At 63.8% G+C, this 18,276-nt stretch carries 11 protein-coding genes; 8 read left to right on the top strand and 3 right to left on the bottom strand.

Annotated elements, in window-relative coordinates:
• Nucleotides 1-21 precede the first annotated feature (21 nt).
• Nucleotides 22-1,299 (bottom strand): MFS transporter, encoded by a 1,278-nt coding sequence (locus I4X03_RS18295; RefSeq protein WP_223469686.1) that lies wholly within the window; start codon nt 1,297-1,299, stop codon nt 22-24.
• A 355-nt stretch (nt 1,300-1,654) separates the two neighbouring features.
• On the opposite strand from I4X03_RS18295, the gene I4X03_RS18290 reads away from it, so the two are divergent.
• The 6 genes from I4X03_RS18290 (at nt 1,655) to I4X03_RS18265 (ending at nt 10,049) form a co-directional block, all read left to right on the top strand.
• A complete protein-coding gene (locus I4X03_RS18290) occupies nt 1,655-2,980 on the top strand; it encodes an MFS transporter (RefSeq protein ID WP_370660531.1) in 1,326 nt (441 codons plus the stop codon).
• Nucleotides 2,981-3,059: 79 nt separating this feature from the next.
• Entirely contained in the window at nt 3,060-4,691 is a 1,632-nt protein-coding gene (locus tag I4X03_RS18285) for an alpha-D-glucose phosphate-specific phosphoglucomutase (protein ID WP_223469684.1), read from the top strand.
• Between the two features lie 29 nt (nt 4,692-4,720).
• Nucleotides 4,721-6,385, top strand: coding sequence for an alpha-amylase family glycosyl hydrolase (locus I4X03_RS18280; protein WP_223469683.1), 1,665 nt, complete (start codon nt 4,721-4,723; stop codon nt 6,383-6,385).
• A gap of 108 nt (nt 6,386-6,493) precedes the next feature.
• Nucleotides 6,494-8,350: a glucokinase gene (glk, locus tag I4X03_RS18275; RefSeq protein WP_223469682.1), complete on the top strand. Its 1,857-nt coding sequence runs from the start codon at nt 6,494-6,496 to the stop codon at nt 8,348-8,350.
• Between the two features lie 131 nt (nt 8,351-8,481).
• Nucleotides 8,482-9,402 (top strand): aldo/keto reductase, encoded by a 921-nt coding sequence (locus I4X03_RS18270; protein WP_223469681.1) that lies wholly within the window; start codon nt 8,482-8,484, stop codon nt 9,400-9,402.
• Nucleotides 9,399-10,049 (top strand): DUF6064 family protein, encoded by a 651-nt coding sequence (locus tag I4X03_RS18265; protein WP_223469680.1) that lies wholly within the window; start codon nt 9,399-9,401, stop codon nt 10,047-10,049. The genes I4X03_RS18270 and I4X03_RS18265 overlap by 4 nt, the downstream gene beginning before the upstream one ends.
• Here the strand turns inward: I4X03_RS18265 and I4X03_RS18260 are convergent.
• Both I4X03_RS18260 and I4X03_RS18255 read right to left on the bottom strand, forming a co-directional pair.
• Nucleotides 10,009-12,714 (bottom strand): alpha-1,6-glucosidase domain-containing protein, encoded by a 2,706-nt coding sequence (locus tag I4X03_RS18260; protein WP_223469791.1) that lies wholly within the window; start codon nt 12,712-12,714, stop codon nt 10,009-10,011. The genes I4X03_RS18265 and I4X03_RS18260 overlap by 41 nt on opposite strands.
• A 141-nt stretch (nt 12,715-12,855) precedes the next feature.
• Nucleotides 12,856-14,451 (bottom strand): POT-type proton-dependent oligopeptide transporter, encoded by a 1,596-nt coding sequence (locus tag I4X03_RS18255; protein WP_223469679.1) that lies wholly within the window; start codon nt 14,449-14,451, stop codon nt 12,856-12,858.
• A 253-nt stretch (nt 14,452-14,704) separates the two neighbouring features.
• On the opposite strand from I4X03_RS18255, the gene I4X03_RS18250 reads away from it, so the two are divergent.
• Nucleotides 14,705-16,345 carry an alpha-amylase family glycosyl hydrolase gene (locus I4X03_RS18250; protein WP_223469678.1) on the top strand — a complete coding sequence of 547 codons (1,641 nt, stop codon included), beginning with the start codon at nt 14,705-14,707 and terminating at the stop codon, nt 16,343-16,345.
• A 77-nt stretch (nt 16,346-16,422) separates the two neighbouring features.
• Nucleotides 16,423-18,273, top strand: a complete 1,851-nt coding sequence (gene glk / locus I4X03_RS18245; RefSeq protein WP_223469677.1) for a glucokinase — start codon at nt 16,423-16,425, stop codon at nt 18,271-18,273.
• Nucleotides 18,274-18,276 lie beyond the last annotated feature (3 nt).

The raw sequence follows: 18,276 nt of genomic DNA, 5'->3' as shown, positions 1-18,276 counted from the left end.
CAGTGCCTTCCTTTAGTGTGATTAATGGGACGTCGCCAGGGCTGGCGACAATGCGCCGACCTGCTGCTGTTCGCGCACAAGCATCCACAGCGCGCCGGAGATTGCCAGGCACGCGCCGCAGATCACGAACAGGACAGCCTTGTCGGCGGAGCGGTTCAGCACGAAGCCGATCCCGGTCGACATCAGTTGGGGAATCACGACCGACAGGTTGAAAAGACCCATAAAATACCCCATCCGGCTCTTGTCGACCTTTTCGCTCATGATCGCGAACGGCAGGCTGACGATCGCAGCCCAGCCGACGCCCACCAGCGCCATCATCAGGTACAGCATCGCCGGCGTACGCGCCGCAAAGGCGATGCCGAAGTACGCCAGCGCCATGATGGCGACACAGGTAACCTGGGTGCGTACCCGTCCGAAGCGCACTGCCAGCGGCGCCAGCACCAGTGCCGGCAGCACGAAGCCGACCACGTTCATCACGGCGAACGAGATCGCGATCACCTTGCCGGACTGCGCCGAGGCTTCGGCGGCGGTTGCGGTAGCCGGGACGATGTGCTGCTGGATGAAGGCGATGATGTAGACGAACATGGCCTGCACGCCGATCCACGAGAAGCCGTGCGCGAAGTAGATGCGCCACAGCTGGCCCCACTCGGTGCCGGTGGCGGCCTCGGCTTTGCTTGGCGCGGCCAGCACCCGCGGTTCCTCGACAAAGAACATCGGCACGATCGAGAACACCAGCACGATCACCACGCCGACCGAGATCAGTACATAGTTGTCGATGAAGGCGCCGATCAGGTAGGCCATCACGCCCCAGAAGCCGGAGATGGTCTGCATCCACGTGAAGCCGCGCGTGCGCGCTTCGCCGTCCGGCGTGACGTCGGCGATCAGCGAGCGGGTAGGGTTGAAGCCGATATTGATCGACAGGTCGAGGGTCAGTGCGACGATCACGGCCACGACCAGCAGGTTGCCGATGCCGAGCACCTCGCTGACGACATCGATGCGCGGAAGCAGGAACACCATCAGCGCCGCCAGCGCGCCGCCGACCATGATGAACGGCCGGCGCCGGCCGCCCCAGAACCAGGTCTTGTCGCTGATGAAGCCGATGATGACCTGGCCAAGGATGCCGGCCAGCGGGCCGGCAGCCCAGACAATGCCGATCTCGTGGATCGCCAGGTTATATTTGGTACTTAGCAGCCAGCTCAGCGCTGAAATCTGGATGCACAGTGCGAAGCCCATCGCCGTTGACGGCAGGCCAATGATCGCAAAAAATGAATTGCTCAGGCGCTTTTGCATGTCGAGCATATTTGTCTCCATCAATGTTCTGTTATTTGACTACAAAAGCAATCGAATTGTTGCCCTACTCTGATCATTCTACTATGAAGAGGATTGGATTGACACCCAGAAAAGGCCATGTTATTTTGCTACAAATACCCGCCATCCTGCCCGTTCGACGATTCCTGCACGAACGAACCGCCCCCGGATACCGCATTGTGCCGTTGCAGTCGACGTTGCTTACCGACGCCGCGTGTTTTCTGCAACACCTGATCGGATATCATGCAGCGGCGCACAGGCGGCATCGGCCGCGGCAAGCCGGTGATCGGCGATTGAAACACAGGCCCGGAACTGGGCAGGTCTATTTGGGGACAATGCAATGAAGATGGAACTATCAACGCTCAAGCCGCGCCTGAGCTTCTGGCAGCTGTGGAACATGAGCTTCGGCTTTTTCGGCATCCAGTTCGGCTTCGCGCTGCAAAACGCGAATACCAGCCGCATATTTTCGACCCTTGGCGCCACGCCCGACGAACTGCCGCTGTTCTGGCTGGCCGCGCCGGTGACCGGGCTTCTGGTGCAGCCGGTGATCGGCTACCTGAGCGACAACACCTGGCACCCGTACTGGGGACGCCGCCGCCCGTTCTTCTTCCTCGGCGCGATCTTCGCGTCGATCGCGCTGTTCATGATGCCCAACTCGACCAGCCTGTGGATGGCCGTCGCGGTGCTGTGGATGATGGACGCCGCGATCAATGTGTCGATGGAGCCGTTCCGCGCTTTCGTCGGCGACAAGCTCGATACCAGCCAGCAGACCGCCGGCTTCGCGATGCAGACCTTCTTCATCGGCTGCGGCGCGGTGGTGGCGTCGTTGCTGCCGATGATCTTCTCCGACTACTTCGCGGTCAGTAACGTGCCGGTCGACGGCATGATCCCGGACACCGTGCGCTACTCGTTCTACATCGGCGCGCTGGTCTACCTGCTGTCGGTGATGTGGACCGTGTTTACCGCCAAGGAGGCGCCGCCCGAAGACCTGGCGCAGTTCCGCGCCGAGCGCAAGGCGTCCGCGGGCCTGGGCAAGGCGATCACCGAAATTCTCGGCGGCTTCTCGAAGATGCCGAAGACGATGGTGCAGCTCGCGCTGGTGCAGTTCTTTACCTGGATCGCGCTGTTCTCGATGTGGATCTACACCGGCACCGCGGTGGCTGACAATGTGTGGGGCACCACCGACGCGCAGTCCACCGGCTATCAGGATGCGGGCAACTGGGTTGGCATCATGTTTGGCGTGTACAACGGCGTGTCGGCCCTGGCGGCGTTCATCCTGCCGATGTTCGCGCGCGCCACCAGCCGCAAGTTCGTGCACACCACCTGCCTGATCATCGGTGGCCTGAGCCTGGCGAGCATCTTCATGATCACTGATAAGTACACGCTGATCTACCCGATGATCGGCGTCGGCATCGCATGGGCCAGCATCCTGACCATGCCGTACGCGATCCTCGCTGGCGCGCTGCCGGCCAAGCGCATGGGCTACTTCATGGGGCTGTTCAACTTCTTCGTCGTGATCCCGCAGATCGTCAGCGGACTGCTGCTCGGATGGATGACCACCCAGTTCTTCGGCGGCCATACCGTCAAGACGCTGATGCTGGGCGGCGCCTGCATGGTCATCGCAGGCATCCTGACCCTGTTCGTGACCGACAAGGCCCCTGCGGCCAAGTAAAGCGCCACAATCCATGCGCCGTCATTTTTCGTCCTGTCGTATCGTCTTTTCAACATAAGACCCGCCGACAGGACGACAAATGACCATCCATAACGTCAAGACCAATCCCTTTGCCGGGCAGCGCCCCGGCACTTCCGGCCTGCGCAAGAAAGTGGCCGAGTTCCAGCAGCCTGGATACCTCGAGAACTTCGTGCAGGCCATCTTCAACACGCTGACCGATTACGCCGGAAAGACCCTGGTCGTGGGCGGCGACGGCCGCTTCTACAACCGCCAGGCGATCCAGGTGATCCTGCGCATGGCCGCCGCGCACGGCGTCGGAAAAGTGCTGGTGGGGCAGGGCGGTATCCTGTCGACGCCTGCATTGAGCTGCGTGGTGCGCAAAGCGGGCGCGTTCGGCGGCATCGTCCTTTCGGCCAGCCACAACCCGGGCGGGCCGCAGGGCGACTTCGGCATCAAGTACAACAGCAGCAACGGCGGACCGGCCTCCGAACGCATCACCGAGGCCATTTACAGCAATACCCTGGCCCTCGACAGCTACAGCATCAGCGATGCCGGGCCGGTTGACCTCGACCGCCGTGGCCTTGTGCGGATCGAGCGGATGGACGTCGAAGTGATCGACCCGGTTGCCGACTACGCGCAGCTGATGGAGGCGCTGTTCGACTTCGACGCCATCCGCGCCCTGTTCAAGGGCGGCTTTCGCATGTGCTTTGACGGCATGGGTGCGGTATCGGGCCCGTATGCGCGCACCATCATCGAAGGGATGCTTGGCGCGCCGCAGGGCACCGTCATCAACGGCACGCCGCTGGAAGATTTTGGCGGCCACCACCCGGACCCGAACCCGGTCAACGCCGCCGAGCTGATCGCGCTGATGAACGGCGCGAACGCGCCCGACTTCGGCGCGGCTTCCGACGGCGACGCGGACCGCAACATGATCGTCGGCCGCGGCATCGCGGTGACGCCATCGGACAGCCTGGCGATCATCGCGGCGAATGCGCGGGTGGCGCCCGGCTACCGGGATGGCATCGTCGGCATAGCACGCTCGATGCCGACATCGTCGGCGGCGGACCGGGTGGCGCGCGCGCTTGGCGTGCCGTGCTACGAGACGCCGACGGGCTGGAAGTACTTCGGCAATCTGCTCGATGCGGGGATGGTCACCCTGTGCGGCGAAGAGAGCTACGGCACCGGGTCGGACCACATCCGCGAAAAAGATGGCGTCTGGGCGGTGCTGTTCTGGCTCAACCTGATCGCGGCCAACGGCAAATCTGTCGATGCCATCGTCCGCGAGCACTGGGCGCGCTTCGGCCGCAACTACTACTCGCGCCACGATTACGAAGCGGTCGACGCGCGCGCCGCGGCGGCCTTGATGACCGGCCTGCGCGCCACGCTGCCGGCCCTGGCGGGCAAGGCCATCGGCAGCTACAGCGTCGATTTCGCCGACGACTTCCTTTACACCGACCCGGTCGATAACTCAGTGTCGGCGCAGCAGGGCGTGCGCATCGTAATGACCGATGGTTCGCGCATCGTGTTCCGGCTGTCCGGCACCGGCACCGAAGGCGCCACGATCCGGCTTTACCTGGAGCGCTACGAAGCCGACCCGAAGAATCATGCAATACCAACGCAGGAAGCGCTGGCCGAACTGGCGGCGATTGCAGACAGCGTGGCGGGACTGCGCGCACATACTGGCCGCGAAGGGCCGACAGTCGTCACTTGAACCCACCTACATCAACAGGAACGATATCAATGAAAACTACCGCACTAGCCGTTTCCCTTGCGCTGGCACTTGGCACGATGGCGCAAAGCGCCGTGGCCGCGCCAATGGCCAAGCCCTTCCTGTGGGATAACGCGACGGTATATTTCCTGCTGACCGACCGCTTCAACAACGCCGACAAGACCAACGACCTGGCGTACGGCCGCAAGGCGGACGCAGCGCCGATGCGCGGCTACCAGGGCGGCGACCTGGCCGGTGTGACCAGGAAGATCGAGGAGGGCTACTTCAACAAGCTTGGCGTGACCGCCATCTGGATCACCCCGCCGGTCGAACAGATCCATGCCAGCACCGATGAAGGCACCGGCAAGTCGTACGGCTTCCACGGCTACTGGGCGAAGGACTTCACCAAGGTCGACGCCAACCTCGGCACCGAGGCAGACCTGAAGAAGCTGGTCGACACCGCGCACGCGCACGGCATCCGCGTGCTGCTTGACGTGGTGATGAACCACACCGGCCCGGTCACCGAACTTGACCCCGCATGGCCGGACGAATGGGTGCGTACCGGGCCGACCTGCACTTACAAGGACGCCGTCACCACCATTCAGTGCACGCTGGTGAAGAACCTGCCGGATATCCGCACCGACAGCGTCAACCCGGTGGCGCTGCCGCCGCAGCTGGTGGAGAAGTGGAAGAAGGAAGGGCGCTACGAGCGCGAAGTGAAGGAGCTCGACGAGTTCTTCGCGCGCACCGGCTACCCGCGCGCGCCGCGCTACTACCTGATGAAGTGGCACGCCGACTGGGTACGCGAGTACGGCTTCGACGGCTTCCGCGGCGACACGGCCAAGCACACCGAGCCTGGAATCTGGCTCGAACTGAAGAAGGTCGCCAGCGAAGCGTATGAAGACTGGAAGCGCGCCAATCCGAAGAAGAAGCTCGGCGACGACAAATTCTTCATGACGGCCGAGGTGTACAACTACGCGATTGGACACGCGCGCAAGTTCGACATGGGAGGCGCCAACTACGTCGACTTCTTTGCGAACGGCTTCGACAACCTGATCAACTTCAGCATGAAGGACGACGCAAAGCAGGGCTACGAGAAAGTGTTCGCATCCTACTCGGAGCAACTCAATGGCGCGCTGAAGGGCTATTCGGTAATGAATTACATGAGCTCCCACGACGACGGCCAGCCGTTCGACGCGATGCGCGCCAAGCCGTACGAGACCGCCAACCTGCTGCTGCTCGCACCGGGCGCGGCGCAGGTCTACTACGGCGACGAAACCGCGCGCGTGCTCAAGCACGAAGGCGCGGAAGGCGACGCCAACCTGCGCACCTTCATGAACTGGAAAGACCTCGCCACCAATGCCAAGCGCAACGGCTACCGCGTCGCCGAGGTGCAGCGTCACTGGTCGCTGCTCGGCAGATTCCGGGAAGCGCATCTCGCGGTCGGCGCCGGCGTCCACAAGAAACTCGCGGACGGCCCATACACCTTCTCGCGCACGCTGGAGCGCGGCGAGCTGCGCGACAAGGTCGTCGTCGCGCTCGATGTGGCGCGGGGTAAAGCGGTGCCGATCACGGTAGCCGGCGTGTTCAACGACGGCGAGACCGTGCGTGACTACTACTCCGGCAAGCACGCAGTGGTGAAAGGCGGAAAGGCCTCCTTCACCGCCAGCAACGGCGTGGTGCTGATCGCTAAATAAGCAAGGACTGCACCGAAAAGGGAAGCGCGGGAAATTATCGCAATTCAATTTTTGGTGCATTTCATACAATAGGGTATCCTTGTCATCACCCAGTTTTTGCTGATAGTGATGACCAAAGACCTCGACAACGAACAGAAGTACAGCCGCACTGCGTATGCCGATGGCCCGCGCCTGCTGGCCGACATCGGCGCCACCCACGCGCGCCTGGCGCTTGAAACCGCTCCCGGCGTGCTGCGCGCAGTGCGCGTCCTGAAGTGCGACGATTTCGCGGGCATCGTCCCGCTGCTGCATTCCTACCTGGCCGACCACACCGGCACGCGCATCAACCACGCCGCCTTCGCGCTGGCCAATCCGATCAGCGGTGACTTGATCCGCATGACCAATCGCGACTGGCAGTTTTCGACCGACGAGGTGCGCCGCGAGCTTGGCCTGAACACGCTGCTGATCGTAAACGACTTCACCGCGCTGGCGATGTCGCTGCCCGGCTTGTCGGGCGACGATGTGATGCAGGTTGGCCCCGGAGCGCCTGCCGATAATGCCGTCATCGGCGTGCTGGGACCTGGCACCGGCCTTGGCGTGTCGGGCGTAATCCCGACCCTCGATGGTTTTGTCACGCTGGGCAGCGAGGGCGGCCACGTCAATTTCGCACCGGCCGACGAGCGTGAATTCGCGATCCTGCAGTTTGCGTGGAAGGAATGGTCGCACGTGTCCAACGAGCGGCTTATCTCGGGACCCGGCATGGAGATCATCTACCGCGCGCTGGCGCAGCGTAACGGGCTCGATGTCAAGCCGCGTACCTCGCCCGAGATCATCAGCGGCGCGCTGGAGCAGAAGGACGCGCTGTGCATCGAGGTGCTCGAATGCTTTAGCGGCATGCTGGGCGGCGCCGCAGCCAACCTGGCGGTGACGCTGGGCGCGTTCGGCGGTATCTTCATCGGCGGCGGTATCGTGCCGCGCATGGCCGAGTGGTTCGCCAGCTCGCCGTTCCGCGCGCGCTTCGAGGCGAAAGGCCGCTTCACCGACTACCTGGCGCAGATCCCGACCTACGTCATCATGACCCCGAACCCCGCGTTCTACGGCGTGGCGACGATCCTTTCCGAACACCTGCGCGGGCGCAGCGGCGCAAACACGCTGATGGAGCGCGTGCAGCACCTGCAGCACGAATTGTCGCCGGCCGAGCAGCGCGTGGCGACGCTGGTGCTCGAGCATCCGCGTAAAGTGCTGAACGAGCCAATCGCCGAGATCGCGCGCCTGGCCGATGTCAGCCAGCCGACTGTCATTCGCTTCTGCCGTTCGCTGGGTTTCCTCGGCCTGGCCGACTTCAAGCTGAAGTTCGCCAGCAGCCTGACCGGGACGATCCCTGTGCGTCACAGCCAGGTGCGCCGTTCCGACAGCACGCACGACTTGTCGGCGAAGGTGATCGACAACACGGTGTCGGCAATCCTGAAATTCCGCGACCAGCTGGATGTGGTGTCGATCGACCGCGCCATCCACCTGCTGCGCAAGGCGAACAAGGTCGAGTTCTACGCGATGGGGAATTCACGCGTGGTGGCGCTCGACGGCCAGCACAAGTTCTTCCGCTTCCGTATTCCGACGTCATCGTATGGCGACTCGCACCTGTTCACGCTGGCCGCCGAGTTGCTCAAGCCGGGCGATGTGGTGATCGCCATTTCCACATCGGGCAAGCTGCCCGAGTTGCTGGCGGCCGTCGATGCGGCCCGCGCCGCAGGGGCCGATGTTATCGCCATCACCAGCAGCAAATCGCCGCTGGCGAAGAAGGCGACGATCTGCCTGTCGGTCGATCACAGCGAAGACAGCACCACCTTCCTGTCGATGATTTCGCGGATTCTCCAGCTGCTGCTGATCGATATCATTTCGGTCGGCATCTCGCTCGGCGCGCAAGGCGGCCAGGAGGAGGGGGAGACGGAGAACAAGCGCCTGCTGATCTCCCACACCGACGTTTGACGGTCAGCCCTGGAGGGCCTGTCATCCCTGGCGTTCCGGATTCCTGCTGCGCGGTCCTTGAACCCGCAGCCGATTTGTGGTGCCATGCAGATTATGCCTGTTGTTGGGCACCTGTCATGGAGGCACTGCAGATGCAAAACAAACTGTCCATACGCCGGCGCCGCATCCTGCAGGCGATGGTCTCGCTCGGCGCCGGCGCAACGATGCCTGTGTTCGCTGCTCCGGCGCCCATCGCGACGCGCGCCATTCCCTCGTCCGGTGAGGCAATTCCGCTGATCGGCCTTGGCAGCTGGATCACCTTCAACGTCGGTAACGACCCGGCGGGGCGGGCGGAGGCCACCGACGTCATGCGCAATTTCCTTGCGGCGGGCGGACGAATGATCGATTCGTCGCCGATGTACGGCTCGGCGCAGGAGGTCATCGGCAATGGGCTCTCCACCCTCGGCCGGCCGGCAGCGGTTTTCTCCGCCGACAAAGTCTGGACCAGCTCCGGCGGCCGGCAGCAAATCGCCGAGTCGCGCCGCCGGTGGGGCGTGCCAAAATTCGACCTGCTGCAGGTGCATAACCTGCTCGACTGGGAACGCCAGCTGCCGCTGCTGTTCGCGATGAAGAAGGCAGGGCAGCTGCGCTATGTCGGCATTACCACTTCGGAAGGCAGGCGCCACGCCGACATCGTCAAGCTCATGGCGAGCCAGCCGATCGACTTCGTGCAGGTCACCTACAACGCCGTCGATCGCGAGGTCGAGCAGCGCATCCTGCCGCTGGCGCGCGAGCGCAAGATCGCCGTGATCGCCAACCGGCCGTTCCGCCAGGGCGACCTGACCCAGGCCTTGCGGCGCCATCCGCTGCCGCCATGGGCTGCGGAGATAGGCTGCAAAAGCTGGGCGCAGGTGCTGCTGAAGTTCATCGTCTCGCATCCCGATATCACGTGCGCGATTCCGGCGACCTCCCAGGTGGCTCACGTTCGCGAGAACATGGCCGCAGGCGCTGGGCCGATGCCCGATGCTGCCTTGCGCAGCCGTATCAGCGCGCATGTGGGGCGCCTGGTGTGAGCGAGTGGGCTAGCTACACGCTGTCCGATTTCCTGATGTTCTCGGCGCGGACCTACTTTCGCCTGATCGAACTCCATAACGTGGCCGTCTGGCCGCTGCACCTGCTCGCCGCCGCGCTGGGCGTAGCGGTGGTGATGCTGGCGCGGCGCGGCGATGAACGCAGCGGCCGCATCGCGGCGATGTTGCTGGGCGCATGCTGGCTGTGGGTGGCGTGGGCGTTCCACATCGAGCGCTATGCGACGATCAATTCGGCGGCGCCGTATTTTGCAGCTGGATTCGTGCTTCAGGGCCTGCTGTTGCTCGTCGCCGGCAAACTGCAGTCGCCGCCCAGCCGCCCCGGTCTCGGCTTGCTGATGGTGGCGTTGCTCGGCTACCCGCTGCTGGCGCTGGCCAGCGGCCGCCCATGGCAGCAGGCCGAGATGTTCGGCATCGCCCCCGACGCCACTGCGGCAGTCACCCTGGCCCTGCTGGCGCTTTCCCGGCGGGCTCACTGGACGCTGTGGCCGGTGCCCCTGTTGTGGAGTGCTGTCAGCGGCGCGACCTTGTGGACCATGGGCGTGGCCCTTTTCTGGGTAGTGCCGCTGATCGCCGTGCTGGCGTTGCTGCTTACTCTACGAAGACCACCGCCGTCCGCGCAGGCACGCTGAAGGTGCCGGTGGCGCTGTCGTAGGCTGCTTCGGTCACGCGCTTGTCGGACTTGTGCGCCGGGTGAATCCGCAGCGTTTTCCCCTTCGCTTCCGCCACCGTCACTTTGTGCGCTACTTTGTCGACGTTGATGAAGTAGCTTACGCCTTTGAAGTTCGCACCAGCGTAATCCTTGCCGTCAATGTGCGCGGCGATCACGGTGGGTTCCTGCCCCGGACCGGTATTCAAGAAGCGCAGGCGCTGCTTGATGTCGTCCGCGGTGCGCAGGCGGAACAGCGTGCTGCTGGCGCGGATCGCGAGCAGGTCGCGGAACACATCGCGTGCATATGCGATGTCCGCAGGTGATGGCTTCAGCGCGGTATTGGCCAGCAGTGGCTTGAGCAGCGCAAAGTCCTTGCCGTTGTCTTCCTCGCGCGGCAGGCCGGTGCCATAGTAGTTGTCCTGGTAGCTCCAGTCGATGCGGTTGAACCAGTCGCCGGAGTTGAAGCTGTTCCGGTCGAGCGACTTGGAGCGCAGCGTATCGATCCCGGCGTGGTAGTACGCCACGCCCTGGCTGAAGGCGTTGATGGCAGCGCCCAGCATCTGCACGCGCGCACGGTCCGCAGTGCTGGTGGCGAGCGGCAGCTTGAAAACGTTGATGTCGTACAGCGTCTGGTTGTCGTGGTTCTCGACGTAATTGACTGCCTCGCCGGGCTGGCTTGCGTAGCCGGCCGGCTGGCCGCCGTAGTCGATGTCCTGCAGGGTCTTCTTTTCGCCCTTGTAGGTCGTCAGCGGGAAGCTGCGCAGCGATCCGGCCAGGCCCACGCGCACCATGTCGGCGCTGTGCATCAGGTCTGCGACCGGGCGCTTGGCGACGGCGCCGTTCGGGTCGTACACCAGTCCGTTGATGTAGCCCTGCAGCTTGATCAGTTTGTCGCCCGAGTCGCCGGCCGACCCGCCGCGCACATGGTCGCGCGAGCGGTCGCTGAAGGTGCCGATGCCGCTGCCATTGAGCGAGAGCTGCGACGCCTGCACAAAGCGTGCGCCGTCGGCCACTTCGCCAAAGTTCCAGCCTTCGCCAATCAGCTGTACATGGCGGCCGGCGGCCTTGTCGACGCGCTTTTGCAGCTGCTCCATCACGGAGCGCGGCTGGTGGCCCATCAGGTCGAAGCGGAACGAGTCGATCTTGTATTCGCGCGTCCACAGCTCGGCCGAATCGACCATCAGCTTGCCCATCATGAGGTTTTCGGTCGCGGTGTTGTCGCAGCAGGTCGACTGCTCGACGCCGCCGCTGGCGTTAAGGCGGTGGTAGTAGCCCGGAACGATACGGTCGAGCACCGACTTTTCTTTCTGGCCCGAGGCGAAGGTGTGGTTGTAGACGACGTCCATGCCGACCCGCAGGCCGGTGCGGTGCAGGTTCATGACCATGCCGCGGAACTCGATGATGCGCTTGGCGCCGTCGGCCGGATCGCTGGCGAAGCTGCCTTCCGGCGCGCTGTAGTGATACGGGTCGTAGCCCCAGTTGAAGCAGTCGGTATCCGCGGTCTTTTGCACCAGCGCCTGCTGCGCGTCGCTGTCAGGCGCGCCGGCAGGCTTCGGCTGGGCACAGTCCAGTTCGGGCACGCTGCCGATGTCGTACACCGGCAGCAGGTGAACGTCGGTCATGCCGGCCTTGGCGAGGGCGGCCAGGTGCTTCATGCCGTTTGACGTGAACTCGCCGAATGCCGCGTACTTGCCGCGCTTGTCCGCGCTTACCGTGTCGTCGTTGATCGAGAAGTCGCGCACATGCAGTTCGTAGATCGTCATGTCGGTCTGCGCCTTTACCGTCGCGGGCGCCTTGTGGCTGTCCCAGCCCTTCGGCTTGAGCGCCGGCGCCGCCAGGTTGGCGATGTAGCTGCGCTTGGAGTCGGTGGTCAGGCTGACCGAGTACGGATCGGTGACCAGGTTGCGTACAACGCCCATGCCATCGACGACGACATCGACCGCGTACGTGTAGTATTTGCCGCTCATGTCGAGCGGCTTCGACGCCGACCACACGCCGGTACTGGCGTCACGCTTCATCTGCTCGATACCGGTGGCGCGCGCGCTGCCATTGTCATACGTGCAGATCGAGACATCGCGCGCGGTCGGCGCCCACAGCTTGAAGGTGGTCCGGCCTTTGCCGAGTGTTGCGCCCAGGTCGCTGACTTTCGCCGCCGATGCATACAGTGCGTCGAGCGCGCCGGCGGACTGGATGCGCGTGGCAGCGATCACCGTGCCGTCCGCGGCTTCCTGTACCAGTACCAGCTGCTGCCGGTGCAGTTCGGCCGTATCTTTCGCGGCCACCGCAAGTACCGGTCCTTGTGCGACGTACTTGAAGCGCTTGCCGGCATCGGACGGCACCGCGCCCTTGAACGCGGCCAGCGTCAGCGCGCCTGCGGCGCCGCTGACTTTCGCGCCTTTGACAGCGGTGACGCCGCCGATTGGCGAGTGATACAGCTTGAAGCGTCCGGCAGCATCCGCGCCAGGCCACTTGACCAGCCGAGCGTTCAGCCACACGGCGCGCGCGTCGTATTGCGCGGGCGCCGCCTGCACCACCGTTTGAAACGACGCGGCGTCGCATGCTTCGATCGGCGCTGCGGCGCTGGCTGCGCAGGCTGCCGTGCTGGCGAGCGACACGACGATGAGGTGGGTAGGGAAGTGGCGCATTGGCTGTCTCACGAGTGATTGTTCTAAAATTACAGACTGTATGGACGTAAAGCGTCCCGCTGTCTCAATGGTAGCGCAATCTTTGTAGCTTTACTACGTGGATTTGAAATGCCCCTCCCAGGACGGGAGGGGCTACTTCGATCAGGCCGTGGCGGCCTTGGTGTCGACGCGGTAGTTGTCGACCATGCGGTAACGCATTGCATACAGGCCGAAAGCGACGGCCGCTGCAAACGCGAATGCGGCAAAGAAGAACATCTGGAAGGCCATCACGCCGACCCCGCTGTTGGCGATCTGCGCGAGCACCGCCTCATTCTTGACTGCCTGGTTGACGATCAGGACCCACAGGCTGCCGATGGTGGTGGACAGGAACCAGAACGCCATGATCACGCCCTTCATCGAGGCAGGCGCCTGGCTGTAGGCAAACTCAAGGCCGGTCGCCGACACCAGCACTTCGCCGAACGTGAGCAGCGCGTATGGCAGGATCTGCCATGCCATCGACATTGGCTCGCCGCCGTCCATCGCGACCTGGATCATGCCGATCACGATCCACGACAGCGCCGAGAACACGATGCCGACCGTCATGCGCCGCAGCGCGGTTGGCTCGATGCCGACTTTGCGGATCAAGGGGTACAGCACCAGGTTGTTGAACGGGATCAGGATCATCACCAGCAGCGGATTCAACGCCTGCATTTGCGCCGGCAGGATGGTGAACTCGGTACCGAACGCGGCGACCTGCGGGACCATCGCCTGGGCCTGGACGATCCAGGTGGAGGCTTTTTGGTCGAACAGCGACCAGAATGGCGTCGACAGGGCGAACACGATCAGGATGCGCAGTACTGCGCGCACGCCGTCGACCGCTTCGTCAGGGTGGATTCCACGTGCGCGTTCGAGCTGCATCGAGGTGCCGATGCCGCCGCCAGCGAGCAGCAGGACCACCGCGGTACAGGCGGCGATCACGAAGCCCCACTGGAAGCTCATCGCAAGCGACGCGACGGCGGCCGCCGCGCCGATGCCCGCAACCACCAGGCCGGGACGCGATTGCCCTGGCCTGGCGGCCAGCAGCGCGGTGCGCGCCACGCGGGTGAACGAGTTCGGGTCTTCCGGCGCAGGCGGTACATTGATGTACTTTTTGCGGCCGGACCAGAACACCATGGTGGCGATGAACATCAGGATGCCGGGAATGCCGAAGGCGATCGACGGGCCGAAGTCCTTCAGGAAGATCGGCATCAGCAGCGACGCGAAGAACGAGCCGAAGTTGATCATCCAGTAGAAGATGTCGAAGACGACTTTGGCCTTGCCCTTGTTGGTCTGGTCGAACTGGTCGCCGACGAACGAGGAGATCAGCGGCTTGATGCCGCCGGAGCCGAGCGCGATCAGGAACAGGCCGAAGTAGAAGCCATTCAGGTTGTCGTCCCAGATCGCCAGGCAGGCGTGGCCGGCGCAGTAGACAAGGCTGAGCCAGAAGATGGTGTCGTATTTGCCGAAGAAGCGATCGGCCAGCCAGCCGCCCAGCAGCGGGAAGAAATAGACGCCGATCACGAACGTGTGGAACACATGCTTGGCTTCGCCCGCGCGGTCCGGTTCCGGCATGAACAGCAGCAGGGTGCTGATCAGGAAGGGGGTGAGGATGTTGCGCATCCCGTAAAAGCTGAACCGTTCGCACCCTTCGGTTGCGATGATGAACGGGATTTGCCGGGGTAGTTTCCCCGTCCCGTCTTGAATTTCTGCCTGCGACATTTTCGCTCCGAATGTTTAAACCAGACGCGATGCTAAGCCGAAGCACAAATGCTGGCAACATAAAATTGTTGAGCTTTAAACATACCTGTAGTTTGACTACCCGTCTTCAAGCATCCCATCGCGCAAATGAGTTCTAAGTCGTTGATTCGACAGGTTATGTAGGGTGAATAGCGCTGTAGAGGGAAATTGTAAAACATCGACAAGTCATGTATATTGTGTACAAATTCTTGTCTCGCATTTCACCGGACCCGCCATGAACAAAGACATCGCCCCACATTCCGACGAAAAATCCACCTGGTATCGTGAAGCAATCATCTATCAGGTCTACCCACGCAGCTTCCTCGATTCCAACGGCGATGGCATCGGCGACCTGCCGGGCATCACCTCGAAGCTCGACTACATCGCGAGCCTGGGCGTCGATATCGTCTGGCTGTCGCCTTTCTTCAAGTCGCCGATGAAGGACTTCGGCTACGACATTTCAGACTACTGCGATGTCGACCCGATGTTCGGCACCCTGTCCGACTTCGACGCGCTGATCGCCAAGGCGCACAGCCTGGGCCTGAAGATCATGATCGACCAGGTCATGTCGCACACCGCCGAAGCGCACCCGTGGTTCGCCGAGAGCCGCAAGAGCCGCGACAATCCGAAGGCCGACTGGTATGTGTGGGCCGACCCGCTCGCGGACGGCAACCCGCCCAACAACTGGCTGTCGGTGTTCGGTGGCTCGTCGTGGCAGTGGGACAGCCGCCGCAAGCAGTACTACCTGCATAACTTCCTCGCCAGCCAGCCGGATATGAACTTCCACAACCCGGAAGTGCAGCAGGCGCACCTCGATGCGCTGCGCTTCTGGCTTGCGCGCGGCGTTGACGGCGTGCGCATGGACGCATGTAACTTCCACTTCCACGACACCAGGCTGCGCAGCAATCCGGCGGCGACCAAGCGCGATACCGCGACGGTCACCGACGTGAACCCCTACGGCATGCAGTCGCACGTCTACGACAAGACGCAACCCGAAAACCTGGCCTTCCTGCAGAAGATCCGCACGCTGCTCAACGAATTTGGCGCGGTGGCGATCGGCGAAGTCGGCGCCGACGACGCGCTCGGCGTAATGGCGGAATACACCGCCGACAACGACAAGCTGCACATGGCGTACAGCTTCAACCTGTTGACGCCGCAGTTCTCCGCGGCGCACATCCGCACCCAGGTCGAAGAATTCGAAGCCCGCGTCAAAGGCGGCTGGGCGTCGTGGTCGGTCGGTAACCACGACGCGATCCGGGTGATGACGCGCTGGGGCGGCGACAATCCATCGCCCGCGCTGGCCAAGATGGTGCTGGCGATGCAGCTGTCGCTCAAGGGCACGCCGTGCCTGTATCAGGGCGACGAGCTGGCGCTGGCCGAAGCCGACGTGCCGTTCGAGCTGCTGCAGGACCCGTATGGCATCACGTTCTGGCCCGAGTTCAAGGGCCGCGATGGCTGCCGCACGCCGATCCCGTGGACCGATGAAAAGCCGAACGCGGGCTTCACCACCGGTAAGCCATGGCTGCCGGTAGCCGAGCCGCACATCGCGGTGGCGGCGTCGCTGCAGGAGGACGATCCGGAGTCGCCGCTCAATTTCGCGCGCAGGGTAATCGCATGGCGCCGCAATACGCCGCAGCTCACGCGCGGCGAGATCGTGTTCTTCGATGCGCCCGAGCCAGTGCTGGCGCTGCGCCGCGACCTGGCCGGGTATCCGGGCGTGGTGGCGGTCTTTAACCTGGGCGCGACGCCGGTCGAGGTGGACCTGCCGGCCGTCGCTGGCGCGGTTGCGATGACCGGGCACGGACTGCAAGGCAGCGTGAACGGCACCAAGGTCACCTTGCCGGCCTTCGGCGGCTGGTTCGGCAAAGCCGAATAACAGGTGGCCGCAGGGCGGGTGGGCGAAAGCGCACCCGCCGTTTTTTTATGCAGATTCGGGCAAGCGCCAATAAAACCATGACCAACCTCGCCGACACCGCCAAACTCTCGCGCACCGCCTTTGCCGACGGCCCGCGCCTTCTGGCCGACATCGGCGCGACCCACGCCCGCCTCGCACTCGAGACCGCCCCCGGCGCGTTCGGCTCGGTGCGCGTCCTGCGCTGCGACGACTTCGAAGGCATCGTCCCGCTGCTGCAGTTCTACCTCGCCGACCACGGCGGCATCACCCTTCACCACGCCGCGCTCGCGGTGGCCAACCCGATCAACGGCGACCAGGTTCGCATGACCAACCGCGCGTGGGAGTTCTCCACCGACGCGGTGCGCCGTGAACTGGGCCTGCACACCCTCCTGATCGTCAACGACTTCACCGCGCTGGCGATGGCCCTTCCAGGCTTGAAGCCGGCCGACCTGATGCAGGTTGGCGCGGGCACTGCCGGCGCCAACGCGGTCGTCGGCGTGCTCGGGCCGGGCACCGGCCTTGGCGTGTCCGCCGTGATTCCGACGGTGGACGGCTTCGTCACCCTGGGCAGCGAAGGAGGGCATATGAACTTCGCCCCGGCCGACGAGCGCGAATTCGCCATCCTGCAGTACGCATGGAAGGAGTGGTCGCACGTGTCCAACGAGCGCCTGATCTCGGGGCCGGGCATGGAGATCATCTACCGTGCGCTGGCGCTGCGCAACGGCATCAAGACGGCGCCGCGCACCTCGCCCGGCATCATCGCCGGGGCCCTCGAAGAACGCGACCCGCTGTGCCTCGAGGTGCTGGACTGCTTCAGCGGCATGCTGGGCGGCGCCGCCGCCAACCTTGCCGTGACGCTGGGCGCGTTCGGCGGCATCTTCATTGGCGGTGGCATCGTGCCGCGCATGGGCGAGTGGTTTGCGACATCGTCATTCCGTGCGCGCTTCGAAGCGAAGGGACGGTTCTCGGATTACCTGGCGAGCATTCCAACCTACGTGATCACCACGCCGCACCCGGCGCTGTACGGCGTCGCGACGATCCTGTCCGAGCACCTGCGTGGGCGCAGCGGCGCCAACACGCTGATGGAGCGCATCGCCCACCTGCAGCACGAGCTCACGCCCGCCGAGCAGCGCGTGGCGAAGCTGGTGCTTGAGCAGCCGCGCCTTGTGCTCAACGAGCCGATCGCCGAGATCGCGCGCTTTGCCGACGTCAGCCAGCCGACCGTCATCCGCTTCTGCCGCTCGCTGGGCTTCCTCGGCCTGGCAGACTTCAAGCTCAAGTTCGCCAGCAGCCTGACCGGTGCGATACCGGTGCGGCACAGCCAGGTACGCACCGGCGACAGCACGCACGACCTGTCGGCGAAGGTGATCGACAATACGGTGTCGGCGATCCTGAAGTTCCGCGACCAGCTGGACGTGCGCTCGATCGACCGCGCCATCGAACTGGTGAGCAAGGCGAACCGCGTAGAGTTCTACGCGATGGGCAATTCGCGCGTGGTGGCGCTGGACGGCCAGCACAAGTTCTTCCGCTTCCGCATTCCAACGTCGGCGTACGGCGACTCGCATCTGTTTACGCTGGCCGCGGGCCTGCTCAAGGCGGGCGACGTGGTGATTGCAATTTCAAATTCGGGACGTTTGCCGGAGCTTCTGGAGGCGGTCGATGCGGCGCGCGCAGCCGGCGCCGATGTGATTGCGATTACCGGCAGCGGTACGCCGCTGGCCAAGCGCGCCACCGTCTGCCTGGCGGTCGACCATGCCGAGGACAGTACGACCTTCCTGTCGATGATCTCGCGGATGCTGCAGCTGCTGTTGATCGATATTGTTTCGGTCGGGCTGTCGCTCGACGGCAGCGGCAAGGAGCTGGGCGAGGCCGATCACCGCCGCATGATGATCTCGCACCTCGATAGCTGACGG

Source organism: Massilia soli, from assembly GCF_016809835.1.
Taxonomy (GTDB): Bacteria; Pseudomonadota; Gammaproteobacteria; order Burkholderiales; family Burkholderiaceae_D; genus Telluria_A; species Telluria_A soli.
This window is presented reverse-complemented; position numbering and strand designations above follow the sequence as displayed.

What these genes read in the sequence shown, in the direction of transcription:
- glk (WP_223469677.1), top strand. Translation starts at nt 16,423, where the DNA reads ATGACCAACCTCGCCGACACCGCCAAACTCTCGCGCACCGCCTTTGCC.
- I4X03_RS18260 (WP_223469791.1), bottom strand. Translation starts at nt 12,714, where the DNA reads ATGCGCCACTTCCCTACCCACCTCATCGTCGTGTCGCTCGCCAGCACG.
- glk (WP_223469682.1), top strand. Translation starts at nt 6,494, where the DNA reads ATGACCAAAGACCTCGACAACGAACAGAAGTACAGCCGCACTGCGTAT.
- I4X03_RS18270 (WP_223469681.1), top strand. Translation starts at nt 8,482, where the DNA reads ATGCAAAACAAACTGTCCATACGCCGGCGCCGCATCCTGCAGGCGATG.
- I4X03_RS18250 (WP_223469678.1), top strand. Translation starts at nt 14,705, where the DNA reads ATGAACAAAGACATCGCCCCACATTCCGACGAAAAATCCACCTGGTAT.
- I4X03_RS18255 (WP_223469679.1), bottom strand. Translation starts at nt 14,451, where the DNA reads ATGTCGCAGGCAGAAATTCAAGACGGGACGGGGAAACTACCCCGGCAA.
- I4X03_RS18295 (WP_223469686.1), bottom strand. Translation starts at nt 1,299, where the DNA reads ATGCTCGACATGCAAAAGCGCCTGAGCAATTCATTTTTTGCGATCATT.
- I4X03_RS18285 (WP_223469684.1), top strand. Translation starts at nt 3,060, where the DNA reads ATGACCATCCATAACGTCAAGACCAATCCCTTTGCCGGGCAGCGCCCC.
- I4X03_RS18280 (WP_223469683.1), top strand. Translation starts at nt 4,721, where the DNA reads ATGAAAACTACCGCACTAGCCGTTTCCCTTGCGCTGGCACTTGGCACG.
- I4X03_RS18290 (WP_370660531.1), top strand. Translation starts at nt 1,655, where the DNA reads ATGGAACTATCAACGCTCAAGCCGCGCCTGAGCTTCTGGCAGCTGTGG.